Genomic DNA, 14,167 nt, shown 5'->3' on the forward strand with positions numbered 1-14,167 from the left:
CGAAGTCCCCTTGTTCCTAAGCTTTCTCGTGCGTGTCCCGGCCGGACCCGGAGGTCGCGCCGCGATACCAGTACTCGAGGGTCAGCACGTGCCAGAGATGCTTGGAGAAGTCCCGCTGCCCGGCGGCGTCCTCGGCGACCATGCGCGCCAGCGCGTCGCGGCGCAGGAAGCCGTTCCGGACGAGGACGCCGTCGTTCACCACCTCGCGCACCAGCGGGGCCAGATCCCGGCTCATCCAGGCCCGCAGCGGGGCGCTGAACAGACCCTTGGGCCGGTACACGATCTCCCGTGGCAGGACCGAGGTGGCCGCCTCCTTGAGGACGGCCTTGCCCTGCCGCCCGACGATCTTGCGGTCGCCGGGCACGGCGAACGCCGCCCTGACCACCTCGACGTCCACGTACGGCACCCGCACCTCGGTGGACGCGGCCATGCTCGACCGGTCCGTGTACGCGAGGTTCAGGCCCGGCAGGAACATCCGGGCGTCGCCCAGGCACATGCGGTTGACGAAGTCGTCGAGCTCGTTGTCCTCGTAGACGTCCGCGTGCTCGGTCAGCACGTCCCCGACCGTCCCGGCCAGATCCGGGTTCACCAGGGCGAGCAGCTCCTCCTGGTCGTACATGGTGTAGCTGCGCCGGAACGCGGTCTCCTCCGGCAGGTCGGCGAAGGAGAGGAACCGCTTGGCGAAGCGCACCGACCGGTAGCCCCGGCGGGCCGTGGCCACCGGCAGCCGGTCCACCGCCGCGGACACCCCGCGCCGCAGCGGGCCCGGGACGCGCTGGTAGCGCAGCGCGATCGTGTTGGCCAGGTGCTTGCGGTACCCGGCGAACAGCTCGTCGGCCCCCATCCCCGAGAGCATCACCTTGACCCCGGCCTCCCGGGCGGCCGAGCAGATCAGGAACGTGTTGATCGCGGCGGGGTCGCCGATCGGCTCGTCCAGGTGGTACGTCATCCGCGGCAGCAGATCGAGCACGTCCGGAGCGATCTCGATCTCGTGCAGGTCGACGCCGAACCGCTCGGCCACCTGACGCGCATAGCGGAGGTCGTCCGGCATCGCCTCGAACTTGGCGTCCTCGGCGCGGAACCCGATGGTGTAAGCGGAGATCCCGGGCCGGTCACGGGCCGCCAGGGCGGTCAGATAGCTGGAGTCGAGCCCTCCGGAGAGGAACGTCGCCACGGGCACGTCGGCGAGCAGATGGCGCCGGGTCGACTCCTCGACGATGGCGGCCACGTCCGGCAGTTCGCCCCCGAGGGCCCGCTCTCGGCCCTCGGCGGCGACGTCCTTCAGGTTCCAGTACCGGCCCCGGTCCACCCGGCCGTCGGGCCGGACGCGCAGCCAGCTCCCCGGGGGCAGTTTCTCCGCCTCGCGGTACGCGCATCGCGAGTCCGGCACCCAGTAGTAGAGGAGCGAGGCCACCAGCGCCGCGTCGTCCACCCCCAGCGATCCGCCGGTGGCGGCGGCCAGCGCCTTCAGCTCGGAGGCGAAGACCAGACCCTCCCCGCGCCGGAGCAGGAACAGCGGCTTGATGCCGAGCTGGTCCCTGGCGAGCACCAGCTCCCCGGTGCGCTCGTCGAAGATCCCGAACGCGAACATGCCGCGCAGCCGGGGCAGACAGTCCGAGCCCCAGCGCCGCCACGCCTCCAGCAGCACCTCCGTGTCCGAGGTACCGCGAAAGCGCACCCCGCCCGCCGCCAGCTCGGCCCGCAGCTCGGGCGCGTTGTACAGCTCGCCGTTGTACGTCAGCACGAGTCCGTCGGAGACCATCGGCTGCGCGCCGGTCTCCGACAGGTCGACGATCGCCAGCCGGCGGTGCCCGAGGTGCACCTCGCCGTCACCGGCGCGATGGCTGTACCGGCCCGCCCCGTCCGGACCGCGGTGCGCGAGGGTGTCGGTGAGCCGGTCGGTCACGACCTTCCCGTCCGGCCATCGGTACGTGCCTGCGATGCCACACATGTCCTACCGCCCCTCCTGGTCGTCGTTGTCCGGAACCCGCGCCGCCCACATCGGCAGCCGCTCCGCCTTCCGCCGCCCGGTCCCGTTCGGCCGGGCCGGCCGTTCGCCCTCGCCGCGCGGCGCGGCGTGCGGCCCGTCCCACAGCGTGCCGTCGGTCCGGTCGGCCGGATCGGGGTCGATCAGCACCACACCGATGACCGCGATGCGCTGGTCCGCGAGGTGCCGCGCCACGGTGTGCAGCCAGGCGGCGCTGCCGTGCCCGGCGCGTACGACGAGGACCGTCCGGGTGCCCAGGTGCTGGAGGTCGGTCCACGCCGTACCGGGTGCCACCGAGCCGACGCCGAGGCGCCGTTGCTGGTGCGGCACGGAGGCGGCGCGCTCGGCGCTCACCACCGTCGGGTCCTCCGGCTTCGGGCGGCGATGCGTGAGCGGCAGTCCGGGCAGACCGTCGATGACGGCCACGGGCCCGTCCGCCGCGAGCGCGCCGGCCAGGTCCAGGGCGATCCCGGTGGTGGCACGGGCGGAGCCCAGTTCGAGCAGCGACACCGCTCCCGCGGAGCCCCGGACGGTGCGGGCCAGGGATGCCGTGAGCCGGGTCCGGGCCGCCCGCGCCCGGCGGCGCTGCCACAACCGGGGTGACCGGCGGGGCAGTTCGGCGATGACGGAGGCGCCGAGGTTCGCCGCGATCTCCCGGCGCAGCACCGGGCGGTCCGCCACCACCGCGCCCACCGCGGCCACCGCGAGCCCGAGGGCGAGCCCCAGGGCCAGCCCGATCGCGGCGTTCATGGCGGCGGTCCTGGGCAGGGAGTGCCGCACCGCGCGGGGCGCGTCCACGATCTGCGTACCGGCGATGAGCCGGGGCGTGCCGATCCGCGCCTCCGCGGCGCGTCGGCCGAAGTCGGATATCTGCGAGGTGAGTTCGGCCCGGCGGGCGAAGAGCGACTCCATGTTCGCCGACACCTTCGGCCCGTTCTCCGCGGACCCCTCGCCGATGGCCTTGTCGACCTGGGCGAGGTCGGCCCGCAGCCGGTCCCGCTGGTCGAGCAGGGCCTTGGACTCGGCGTTCGCGGCTTCCCTTATGCGCCTGACGTGGTCCGCGACGAACGCGTCGGCGAGCGCCCGGGCGCGCGCCACGGCCTCCGCGTCGCTGTCACCCGCCACGTCGATCCGCAGCAGGTTGTTGGTCAGGCCGACACCCTCGTAGTCCTTCATGAACTCCTCGGGCTTCTCCCGGGAGCCGAGGGACCGCAGCGCCTGGTCGGCGATCCGGGTGGTCTGCAGCAGCGCGGCGTCGGTCCGGATGAGGGTCCCCGGGTCGTTGGGCTGGTCCTCCTGGTGTGCCACCAGGAGCTTGGTCGTCGCGGTCGGCGGGGGTGGCATCAGCACGGCCATGGCCACGCCGAGGAGGAGGCCGATGAGGGCCATGGAACCCCAGAGGCGGCGTCGCCTGCGGACCGCCACCACCAGCACCTGGAGGTCGAGCAGGGGAGCGGGGGACGCCGACTCCGGCGTCGTGCGGGTCGTCACCCTTCACCCCCGGTCGCGTCGGCGCCGACCGCGACGGCCTGCGGGGCGGTACGGCGGGGACGGCCGGACGAGCGCGCGGGACGGGCCCAGACCGCGCCGGCGAGGACGGTGCCGACGACCTCGTGCCGGGCGTCGGCGCAGGCCTCGGCGATCCCCGCGAGTTCCCCTGCGGTCCAGCTGCCCGCGCTGACCACGACCACGGCACCGGACTCGCCCGCGCGGTCCGGCACCATCGGCCGGGACAGCGAGACCCCGACGACGTGCAGGACGAGCAGACCGCCGCCCGAGGAGTCCGGAGAGGAGTCGTTCCCGGCCTCGGCGACGAGCTGTTCGGCCGCCCGGCGGGCGACCTCGTCGCCGTCCGGGACGACGACCAGCAGCCGCCGGGGGGCCGGCAGCCGGTCCCGGAGGCGGGCGCACACCCGCCGGTACCGGATCCGCCGGCTCTCGTCGTCCCCGGAGGCTCCCGGGGCCGGGAGGTCCCAGCGGACGTCGACGCCGAGCAGACGGCGGAACAGTGCCCGGGGGCCACCGCCCTTCTTCCGGTGCGCGGCCCGTTCACCGGGGACGTCGACGGCGCCGAGCAGCGTCGTGCCCAGTGCCGCGGTGATGTCCGCCCCGGTGCGCGGCCGACGGCCCATGCGCGCGGCGGCGAGATGGCCGATGACCGCGCACAGGACGAACAGCAGCGCCCCGGCGACGATGAGCTGCACCCTCGTCGGCGGTGCCTCCCCGGCCGGCCGGGCCGCCGGGCCCATGACGACCATGGCGGGCCGGTCGTCGGTCGTCTCGGCCTTGTCCAGCTTGTCCACGGCCTCCTGCAGCGCGGTGCGCAGCTTCGCCAGCTCGGTACGGGTCTGCACGCTCTCCACGCTCTGCCCCGGACCGGCCTCGTCGGCCAGCTCGTTGATGCGGCGGGTGGTCTTCACCACCAGCTGCCGCAGTGCCTCGGGCCGCGCCGCCGCCTCGGGGTCGCTCTCGGCTCCCATGATCTGCGCGGCGAAGGTGACGAACTGCTGGGCGACCGTGTCGGACAGACGCTGTGCGCGCTCCGGGGTGTCCGCCGTGCCCGAGATCTTGATGATGTTCCCGTCCGCGGCCTTGGCGCTCACCCGGTCCCGCAGCTCGATGCCGTCGACACCGGCCCAGCCGAGCTCGGCGGCCGCGCGGTCGACCACCACCGAACTGGTCGCGATCTCCGCCTGGGTCAGCAGCTCGCGCTCCTCCCACGCCCCGGGCAGCAGCACCGATGCCGATGTCGTGTAGCGGGGCGGAAGAAGCAGGGAGGTGCCGTAGCCGAGGAGCGCGCCCACCACGGCCAGGACGGTGAGAAGGCGCCCACGCCGACGGAGGATCCGTCCGATCGTGACCAGACGTATGGTGTCATCGCTCAACGGCGCGGCCTTCTCCCCGTCCGGACCGGGCCGTTCAGCGACACGGGGGTCTGATCACGGCAGGCGGCGGCGTAGGCGGCCAGCAGCGACTGCTGCGAGTGCCGCCAGGCGAGCTGCCCGCTGATGCGTTCCTGGCCGATCTTGCCCATCCGGGCGCGCTCCTCCGGGTCGTCGAGGAGCCGCGCGACGAGCCCGGCGAACGCGGCCTCGTCGTTGGCGGGCGCGTACACGGCTGCGTCACCGGCGGAGACCCGTGCCTCCCGGAGGTCGAACGACACGATGGGCCGGCCCATCACCATGTACTCGAGGACCTTGTTCATCGTCGACACGTCGTTGAGCGGATTGCGCGGGTCGGGAGAGAGGCACACGTCCGCGGTGGACAGGTAGCGCGCCAGGTCGGCGTCCGGAATGCGGCCCGTGAACTCCACCTGTTCCGAGAGCCCGAGCCGCCGGGACAGCTCGACCATCGCGTCGTGGGCGTCGCCGGAGCCGATGAACACGGCGTGCCAGTCGGTCCGCCCGAGCTCGTCGCGCAGCTTCGCGAGGGCCCGCAGGGCGTAGTCGACGCCGTCCTGCGGTCCCATGACACCGAGGTAGCACAGCAGATGGGGCTTGCCGTGCTTCAGTTCCGGCTCGGGCGGCACCGGGTGGAACCGGTCGATGTCGGGCGCGCTGCGCACCACGAAGACGTCCTCCGGCCGTCGGCCGCCACGGCGCAGCGCGACGTCCCGGTAGCTCTCGTTCGTGGCGAGCACCACGTCCGCGGCCCGGTAGGTCATCCGCTCCAGCGCGCACACGGCGCGGTAGAGCAGGTCCTCGCCTCGGTCGAACCGGGAGAGGTACAGCTCGGGCACCAGGTCGTGCTGGTCGAAGACGAACCGGGCGCCGCGCCGCTTCAGCCAGCGGGCCGGCAGGAACAGCAGGTCCGGCGGATTGCAGGCGTGGACCACGTCGACCGGGCCGACCTCGCGCGCCAGCCGGATCGTGTGCCACAGCGCCGTCCCGTACTCCCGCAGGTAGCCGGCCGGTCCGCCGGTGGCGGCGCGCAAGGGGTAGCGGTGGATCCGCACCCCGTCGATCACCGCCTCCGGCTCCGTGTCCCGCTTCTCTCCCCGGGGGCAGATGACGTGCACCTCCCAGCCCGCGTCGCGCAGTGTCGTGCACTCCTGCCACACCCGCCGGTCGAAGGGCACCGACAGGTTCTCCACCAGGACGAGCGCGCGCCGAGCCGGCCCGTCGTCCCCGTTCATGTCACCAAGCAAGGCCCACGTACCCCGGTTCGGCCCGGCGCGCGTCGGCGTCGGGAAGATGGATGAGATCGACGATCACCGGGCTGTCGCCATGGGGCAGCGCCGCCAGGACGGCCGGATCCCCGGTCCCGACCAGGCACACCTCGGCATGGTCGAGCACCTCGTCGACGGAGTCCGCGAGCAGCTGCGCGAGGTGCGGCAGCCGGGTCTCGATGTACTCGCGGTTCGCGCCGAGCAGCCGGGAGAGGTTCACGTTGGGGTCGTAGATCCGCAGGTCGTACCCCTTGCCGAAGAGCCGCTCCGCCAGCTCGACGAGCGGGCTCTCGCGGAGGTCGTCGGTGCCGGGCTTGAAGGACAGCCCGAACATGCCCACCCGGCGTTTGCCGGTGCGCTCGACCAGCTCGACCGCACGCTGCAGATGGTCGGCGTTGGAGGGGAGCACATGGGCGAGGATCGGCACCGAGACGTCGTGCCGCCGTGCCGCGTGGACCAGGCTGCGCAGGTCCTTCGGCAGGCAGGAGCCACCGAAGGCGAAGCCGGGCCGCAGATAGGCGGGGCTGATGTTGAGTTTGCGGTCGGCCAGGAAGACGTCCATCACCTGGTGCGAGTCCACTCCGAGCGCCTGGCACACGGCGCCGAGTTCGTTCGCGAAGCCGATCTTGAGGCCGTGGAAGGCGTTGTCCGCGTACTTGATCGCCTCGGCCGTCGGGACCGGCACCCGGAACACCTCGCCGGGCAGCCCGTCGTACAGTGCCGCGACGACGTCGCCGCTCGCCGGGTCGAGCTCGCCTATGACGGTCTTGGGCGGGTCGAAGAAGTCCCGCACGCTCGTGCCCTCGCGCAGGAACTCCGGGTTGACCGCGACCCCGAAGTCCACCCCGGCCGTGCCGCCGGAGAACTTCTCCAGGATCGGGACCAGGAGGTTCAGACACGTGCCCGGCAGCATGGTGCTGCGGAACACGACGGTCTGCCGGCCGCCCCGCTCGGCCACTGCGGCGCCGATCTCCTCGGTGACCCGCTCCAGGTAGGTGGTGCACAGGCTGCCGTTGGGCTCCGACGGCGTGCCCACACAGACCAGCGACACATCGCTGCCCATGATCGCCTCACGGACGTCCCGGGTGGCGCGTAACGTGCCGGCCCGCACGACGTCGGCGATGAGCTCGCCGATCCGCTCCTCGACCACCGGGGCCTTGCCGTCGTTGACCAGGTCGACCTTCACCTGGTTCACATCCACGCCGATGACCTCGTGACCGAGGCTGGCCAGGCACGCGGCCGACACGCAGCCCACGTAGCCGAGCCCGAAAACGCTGACTCTCATGCCCTGTTCCTCCCCCTGGGCAGGCCCTTGCGGCCTGCCGTCCCCGAGCCGACCGGACGACGTCCCCCGCGCATCAGTAGGCCCCCTTTCCGTGGATCACCGCACGCAGCGTCTTCCACAAGATCACCGTGTCCAGGGCGAGCGACCAGTCCTCCACGTAGCGCAGGTCCAGCCGGACCGCCTCCTCCCACGACAGGTCGCTCCGTCCGCTGATCTGCCACAGGCCGGTGAGCCCGGGCTTCACGAGGAGACGTCGCCGGATGTCCGGGCCGTACGCGGCGGACTCCTCCGGCAGCGGGGGCCGTGGGCCGACCAGTGACATGGAGCCGGTGAGCACGTTGAAGAGCTGCGGCAGTTCGTCGAGCGAGTAGCGGCGCAGCACCGTTCCCACCCGGGTCACCCGCGGGTCGCGGCGGAGCTTGAACAGCAGGCCGGCGCCCTCGTTGCGGTGGGCCAGCTCGGCCCGCGCCGCGTCGGCCCCGACGACCATGGTGCGGAACTTGAGAATGGTGAACTCCCGGCCGTCCTTGCCGACCCTGCGCTGGCGGTAGACCGCCCCGCCCCGGCTGTCCACCAGGACGAGCAGCGCGACCAGCGCCATCAGCGGTGCGAAGAGCATCAGCAGGAGCGCCGCGCCCATCCGGTCGACGACCTCCTTGACCGCCCGGCGACCGCCGGTGAAGGTCGGCATGCTGACCCGCAGCAGCGGGATCCCGAGCACCGCGTCGACGTGCAGCCGCGGGCCCGCCACCTCCATGAGGACGGGGGCGACGACCATCTCGGCGTCGCTGCCCTCGAGGTTCCACGCCAGTCGCTGCAGCCGGTCGGGCGACCAGTGAGGGTCGGGTGTGACCGCGACGACCCGGTATCCGTCGCGGCGCACATGGCCCGCGACGTCGGCCAGTTCACCGACGACGGGCACCCCGTCCACCTGGTCGGCGTCGAGGCCGGGGCTGTCCGCCGTGCACACCGCCTCCACGCGCCAGCCGAGGTGCGGGAACTTGCGGGTCCGGTCGATCAGGTCGCGCACGGTGGCCCGGCTGCCTGCGGCGAGCACCGGGCGCAGACACCGTCCCTCCTTCCTCTGTCTGTGGAGCCAGAGGCGGAGCAGATAGCGCTCGGTCATGGTGACGAGCGCGATCACCGGTATCGCGACGAAGATCCAGAGTTTGATGTTCCGCGAGGTCAGGGCTATCCCGACCAGCGCCAGGACGACGGCGGCCGTGCACAGGGAGCGTCCGAGCCGGCGGAACTCCTCGGCGCCCTGGCCGAGTACGGCCGGGGACCAGGACCGGCTCACCGCGAGCGCCGCGAGCACGAGCAGCTCGGTGGCGAAGGCGAGGATCCTCCACTTCTCGTGCCAGTTGGCCGCGTCACGGCCCCCGAAGAATCCACCGATCGCCGCCACCACGAAGGCGGTGGCCACGGTGTCACTGGTGATCACGGTCCGGCGGTACCGCTGTTCCCAGTCGATCGTGGCACGACTGAACGATCCGTTCTCCAGACGCCCGGGCGCCGATGGAAAAGGACTGACTAACTCACCCTGCTGCACAGACCCCCCCAGGGCGTCAGTGGGCTCGACGTGTTGGCTCCACACGGTTCCTCCCCCCGGGAGGCACCCCCGCCCCCCGCGCCGCTCCTCCCCTCGGGAGGCCCCCGCCTCCCGCGCCGCGCTGTTCCTCTCACCAGGGAGGGCCCCCGCCTTCCCCGGGCATGACGTACCGGTGTTGCAGCGTCACGTGAACACGCTCATTCAGGCGACAGGGGACGCCGTTGACGGCCGCCCCCGGCGCTGGATCGAAAGATCATGTTTTGTCGCCTGGTGTCCGAGCTGTGAAGCATGGTCAATCTAGAGCATCGGGGCCCGTCTGGAGAGGGGATGTATGCAATTTGTGCTGAACCTTTGAAGGTGAAGTCACCGAAGGGTGACGGCCGCCGATCGCCTTGACGACGGGTACATGCCGGGTGACCTGTGACGACGCGATCACTCCGGGCTTCCGGCACCTCCGGTTCCGCGCCGAAGCGGAGGTGCCGGGAGAGTCGTGCTTGGCTTGTTCTTTAGCCTGTTCGCGCCGAAGTGCGTCCGTCCTGACCCCTGTGGAGACCACGCGCCCCCCGTCGCATGTTTCAGTCGACGTCGGCCCGTGTCGTGCCCATCCTCAGGCCGTCGACCCAGTGGACCGATTCGACGTCCGTGATGGTGGAGCCGTACGAGCCCCAGCGGGGGACGTTCCCCTTGAGATCCCAGGTCCGCGCGTTCCGTCGGTCCGCGACCAACCGGCCGTTCACATAGAGGAGTACGGAACCGGTCGTGGAGGACCGGGCGTCGATGCCCAGCTCGATCCTGTTCCATGTGCCCGGCGTCCAGGCGACGTCGCCGAGGGCGATCCACTGCTCGCCCGGGGCGACGTACCAGATCTTCAGCCGGCTGTCCTCGACCTTCATGATCACCGGGTAGTTCTGGTCGTGTTCGGCGCCGGTGCCCCACGACTTCCACTGGAAGACGGTCTGGGCGTCTCCGGTCTTCGTCATGGACTCCCAGCCGAACCAGTACGTCCGGCCGGACGTCAGGGTGCGCCCGGCGATGCCGTGCCCCTCGCACCGCTCGGACCCCACCGCCTTGGTGAAGCCGAAGACCTTCCCGCGGCCGTCGCCCCAGTCCGGCTGGTAGACGTACGACGGGGAGTCGCAGAGGACCGCGTCGAACACGGCGGTGCCGCCGTTGTCCGCGTCGCCGTTCCACTCGACGGACGCGTGCGCGGGCGTCGCCAGGACCGGCGGGAGTGCCGCGGCGAGAGCCGCGACGGCCGACAGCCACCGGCGCCGGCGGCGGGCCGGCCGGTCGGCGGGGGAGTGAGGGGTGGCCGAGGGGGAGACGCGGGGGGCACCTCGGGTGACGCTGTGATGCATGAATTCCTCCGGAGGGGAGAGCAGAGTCGGCAAGAGGCGCGCGCCCGGGTGGTGTTGGGGGTGTTCACGCCCCGGGCGCGCGTCTCCGGCTCGGGCTCAGCCGAGGCGGACGGTGACCTTCTGGGGTGCGCCGGCCCGGCCGGTGAGGTCGCCGAAGGTGAGCTTCAGCGACTCGCCGGTCGTGGCGGCGGTGACCGTGGCGGGCGTGGACAGCACCTTGGTCACCCTGCGGTTCCAGACGATGTCCAGTGAGGTGGCCTGCCGGGCGGGGTCCGAGACGACGAGGGTCGCCGTGCCGTTGCGGTGTTCCCGTACGAGCACGGAGGCGGGGGCGCTCGCCCGGAGCCGCTCGACGGTGCCCGCGCTCCAGAAGTTCACCGCGGTGAGCCCCAGCCTCGGCACCCGAACGCCTTGCTGCGCACGGGAGTTGGCGAGGATCCGCAGCCATCCCCGGTCGTGGGCGCGGAGCGCGGTGGTCCGGGCGCTCGCCCCCGGGAGCAGGACGTACGCGTAGTCGCCGTCGGTCGGGTCGACGCCGTGGTCGGTGAAGAGGGTCAGGTAGCGGCGGGTGACGGGGTCGGGGGTGCCGCCGGTGTTGATGTCGCGCCAGGAGCCGGTGCGTTCCTCGCGCACCGCGCCGAGCCTGGTGCCGCCGGGGAAGACATAGCCCGCCTGCCCGGCGATATGGGCCCAGTCGGCGTCGCCGAAGGTGGCCTTCCACCCCTGGGTCACCGGCTGCGGCCGGCCGTCGACCGTGAGCACCGGGGCTCCCGTGGCGCCGAGGGCGCGGTTGTCGACGGTGGTCTCGACGGTGTGGCCGTCCGTGGCGGTGATGCCCGCGCCGAGGCAGACGACGGAGTCGTCGAGGCAGAACCAGGACTTCCTGGCGTCCAGGGTGCTGGACAGCCCCTTGAGGTGCTGGCCGATGGCGGCGTACTCGCCGTCGGTCGTGCCGCCGACCCAGGCCGCGTCCGGCATGGGCTGCCCCCAGTTGCCGCCCTCGCCGTCGGCGAGCGGCTTGCGCGAGGCGGTGATGCCGGGCAGCCGGTACGGGTCGACGGTGGGCCAGTAGGCGTCCGAGTACTGCTCCAGACCGAAGTCGCCGCCCCACCAGGAGAGCCAGCCGGCGCCCGTGTGGTAGCCGCGGGCGTGCTCGCCGTTGCCGAACTCGTAGTGGGCGATGCGGTTCGAGGCCATGGAGAAGGAGGCCGTCCAGTCGCGGCGCCGGTGGGTGGCCCGCGCCATGCTGGGGAACAGCCGGTGCTCGACGGGCTCGGGGGCGGCTTTCACGGAGGTGTCGTCCTGCAGCGCCTGCAGCAGCGATGCCCTGATCAGGCTGAGGCCGGGGTTCTTGAGCGCCGGGTAGTAGGAGTCGCGCTGGAGCCAGCCCTTGACCATCGCCCGCCAGCGGGCGTTCTCCTCGGGGCTCGCCCCCTGGCCGACCAGCAGGATGGTCGCCATCAGACCGTGGGCCCGCTGGTGATCGCTGGTGCCGACGCGGCTGATGCCCCGGCTGCTGACGTTGTCCATGATCAGGCCGTTGTGGATGAACGGCGCGACGGCCTTCTCGATCGTGTCGAGGAAGAGCTGCGTGCCGGGCCCCGTCACCTCCCAGCTCGAACCGCGCAGCAGGGCGAGCAGCCGGCCCACGCCGTCGTGCAGGACCGCGCCGTAGCCGCCGATGTAGGGGACCTTGCGGTGCTGGACGAAGGACCCGTCGTCGTAGAAGCCGTCGCCCGAGGTGACGTAGGGGAAGACGGGGGCCAGGGCCTGGGCCGCCAGCGTGATCTTGGCGGGGTCCTTGCCGACGATTCCGCGCAGGACGACCCCGCGGCACAGGTCGACCCGGTTGGCACCGGTGCTGGTCCCGGTGTACGAGGCGAAGACCGTATCCGGCACGAACGCGTCCACGGCCCGGCAGTAGTCGGCTATCCGCGTCGCCGACAGGTGGTCGTACATCAGTACGCAGGTGTCCATCAGGGCCTGCGGAGCGCCGATCTGCCAGTTGTACCAATTGCCGTACCGCGTCGTGCGCTCGTTGTAGACCTCGGCGTAGAGGTGGTCGAGGCCGGTGAGGACGGCGTCGCGGAGCGCGGTGTCGCCGGTGAGTCCGGTGCCCGGCTGCGCGTACGCCTCGGCCATGGTCCGCAGCCGGTTGTAACTGTCGTTCATGGTCGCGGAGAAGGCGTACGACTCGGCGTCGAGATCGGGCTCCGGGTCGGCCCAGGAGCGGCCCGGCCAGAGCGAGCCGCTCGCCGGCGTCATGGTCGCCAGGTAGCCCGCCGCGGTCGAGCCGAGCGTGCCGAGGATGCCCCGGAACGGTTCGGCCGTCGGGCTGAAGCCCGTACCGAGGATGAGCTCGCGCCACTTGCCGCGCAGGACGTCGAACTCCCCGTCGGACGTGGCGGTGAACGTCCCCGCGGTGCCGGGGACTTCGGAGGCGCCGGACGGGTGCGCGAGCGTCCCGGTGAGTCCGAGGGCGAGCGCGCCCCCGCCGGCGGCGTGGAGGAAGGTGCGGCGAGGCCAGGGAGATGGCATGGGGGACGACCTTTACGGGAGGAGCGCGTCGTTGCCTCGGCGCTGTCGCTGGCTCGTAAGCGTGGGGTTTCTAACACGCAGAAAAGCAAGAGAGCAACGCTTTGGACAGGAACAGCCACTGATTGTCTGTTCGATAAAGAACAGACAGGATCGATCGCAAGGTGGCTACACTGCTCCTGAACTGGGCCGTCGTTCGAGGGGAGCGGGGAAGTGCACGCGGAACACAGGCATCAGGCGATCCTGCGCAGGCTGCGCGAAGAGGGCTCCCTCCGGGGCAGCGACTTCGCCGCCGAACTGGGAGTCTCCCCGGTCACCGTCCGCCGCGACGTCGAGGTGCTCGCCGACCGCGGCCTGGTCGCCCGGGTGCACGGCGGGGCCATGCTGCCCGAGACCTGGGCGGAGACCGCACCCGCCGACGCGGACCCCGTCGCACCGGCCCGCCGCCGGGAGCGTGTCATCGGCCTGATCGTGCCGTCCGCCGACTACTACTACCCCGAGGTCATCAAGGGCGCGCGCGAGGCCGCCGCCGCCCGCAGCGCCCGGCTGGTCCTCGACATCTCGGGATACGACGCGGACGAGGAGCGCGCGCAGGTCGAGCGGATGATCGGCGACGGCGTCGACGGACTCCTCGTCGTCCCGACCGGGCCGCGCGGTTGGTACGAGCACCTGCCGGTCCCCGTCGTGATCGTGGAACGCAGGCCCGAGTCGGACGAGATGGCCGGCATCGACCACGTCGTGTCCGACCACGTCCACGGCGCGCGCCTCGCCGTACGGCATCTCGCGGAGGCCGGTCGCACCCGCCTCGCCCTGCTCGTGCGCGGCACCAGCCCGACCGCGCAGTGGATCATCGAGGGCTTCGAGGCCGGCGTCCGCGCGGCCGGGCTCGAAGCCCCGCTGCCGACGTCCGTCCTGGACACCGGCGACGCGGGCCCCGGGAGCCCGCAGTACGACGAACCGGTCGAGGAACTCCTGGAGGCCGTGACGGCCGGCCGGGTCGACGCGGTCATCGCCCATCCCGACAACCACGCGCTCGCGCTGCTGAGACGGCTTCGCGCGCGATCCGTCCAGGTCCCCGGCGACGTCGCGATCGTGGCGTACGACGACGAGGTGGCGGGACTCGCCGACATCCCGCTGAGCGCCATCGCCCCGGCGAAGCACGAAGTCGGTGCTTCCGCCGTGGAGTTGCTGGTGCGCAGGATCGAGCAGCCGGACGCTCCCCGGCACCGGCTGTTCGTCCTTCCGCGGCTGCGGGTGCGCTCCTCCAGCGGCGGCTGAGCGG

Annotated in this window: 9 protein-coding genes; 1 reads left to right on the top strand and 8 read right to left on the bottom strand. The window is 72.2% G+C overall.

The window, feature by feature from the left end; all coding sequences use genetic code 11:
• Positions 1–16: 16 nt before the first annotated feature.
• From asnB to OG392_RS34345, 8 genes are all read right to left on the bottom strand, one after another.
• Entirely contained in the window at positions 17–1,951 is a 1,935-nt protein-coding gene (asnB, locus tag OG392_RS34310; protein ID WP_329286019.1) for an asparagine synthase (glutamine-hydrolyzing), read from the bottom strand.
• A 3-nt stretch (positions 1,952–1,954) separates the two neighbouring features.
• On the bottom strand, positions 1,955–3,478 hold the full coding sequence (locus tag OG392_RS34315; RefSeq protein ID WP_329286022.1) for a Wzz/FepE/Etk N-terminal domain-containing protein: 1,524 nt from the start codon (positions 3,476–3,478) through the stop codon (positions 1,955–1,957).
• Positions 3,475–4,872, bottom strand: a complete 1,398-nt coding sequence (locus OG392_RS34320; protein WP_329286024.1) for a Wzz/FepE/Etk N-terminal domain-containing protein — start codon at positions 4,870–4,872, stop codon at positions 3,475–3,477. Before OG392_RS34320 ends, OG392_RS34315 begins: the two co-directional genes overlap by 4 nt.
• Complete coding sequence (locus OG392_RS34325; RefSeq protein ID WP_329286026.1) at positions 4,869–6,122, bottom strand: glycosyltransferase family 4 protein; 1,254 nt, start codon at positions 6,120–6,122, stop codon at positions 4,869–4,871. Before OG392_RS34325 ends, OG392_RS34320 begins: the two co-directional genes overlap by 4 nt.
• Before the next feature lies 1 nt (position 6,123).
• The gene (locus OG392_RS34330; RefSeq protein WP_329286027.1) at positions 6,124–7,440 is read right to left on the bottom strand and encodes a nucleotide sugar dehydrogenase; all 1,317 of its coding nucleotides are present in this window, start codon (positions 7,438–7,440) and stop codon (positions 6,124–6,126) included.
• A 73-nt stretch (positions 7,441–7,513) separates the two neighbouring features.
• On the bottom strand, positions 7,514–8,992 hold the full coding sequence (locus OG392_RS34335; protein ID WP_329286030.1) for a sugar transferase: 1,479 nt from the start codon (positions 8,990–8,992) through the stop codon (positions 7,514–7,516).
• 575 nt (positions 8,993–9,567) lie between these two features.
• The gene (locus tag OG392_RS34340; RefSeq protein ID WP_329286032.1) at positions 9,568–10,350 is read right to left on the bottom strand and encodes a heparin lyase I family protein; all 783 of its coding nucleotides are present in this window, start codon (positions 10,348–10,350) and stop codon (positions 9,568–9,570) included.
• 96 nt (positions 10,351–10,446) lie between these two features.
• On the bottom strand, positions 10,447–12,888 hold the full coding sequence (locus tag OG392_RS34345) for a polysaccharide lyase 8 family protein (protein ID WP_329286035.1): 2,442 nt from the start codon (positions 12,886–12,888) through the stop codon (positions 10,447–10,449).
• Positions 12,889–13,098: 210 nt separating this feature from the next.
• Between OG392_RS34345 and OG392_RS34350 the strand changes: the two genes are divergently transcribed.
• Positions 13,099–14,163, top strand: coding sequence for a LacI family DNA-binding transcriptional regulator (locus OG392_RS34350; RefSeq protein WP_329286036.1), 1,065 nt, complete (start codon positions 13,099–13,101; stop codon positions 14,161–14,163).
• The last annotated feature ends 4 nt before the right edge of the window (positions 14,164–14,167 follow it).

The organism is Streptomyces sp. NBC_00691 (assembly GCF_036226665.1).
Taxonomy (GTDB): Bacteria; Actinomycetota; Actinomycetes; order Streptomycetales; family Streptomycetaceae; genus Streptomyces.

Coding starts and splice junctions, on each gene's coding strand:
- asnB (WP_329286019.1), bottom strand. CDS start 1,951: ATGTGTGGCATCGCAGGCACGTACCGATGGCCGGACGGGAAGGTCGTG.
- OG392_RS34325 (WP_329286026.1), bottom strand. CDS start 6,122: ATGAACGGGGACGACGGGCCGGCTCGGCGCGCGCTCGTCCTGGTGGAG.
- OG392_RS34330 (WP_329286027.1), bottom strand. CDS start 7,440: ATGAGAGTCAGCGTTTTCGGGCTCGGCTACGTGGGCTGCGTGTCGGCC.
- OG392_RS34340 (WP_329286032.1), bottom strand. CDS start 10,350: ATGCATCACAGCGTCACCCGAGGTGCCCCCCGCGTCTCCCCCTCGGCC.
- OG392_RS34345 (WP_329286035.1), bottom strand. CDS start 12,888: ATGCCATCTCCCTGGCCTCGCCGCACCTTCCTCCACGCCGCCGGCGGG.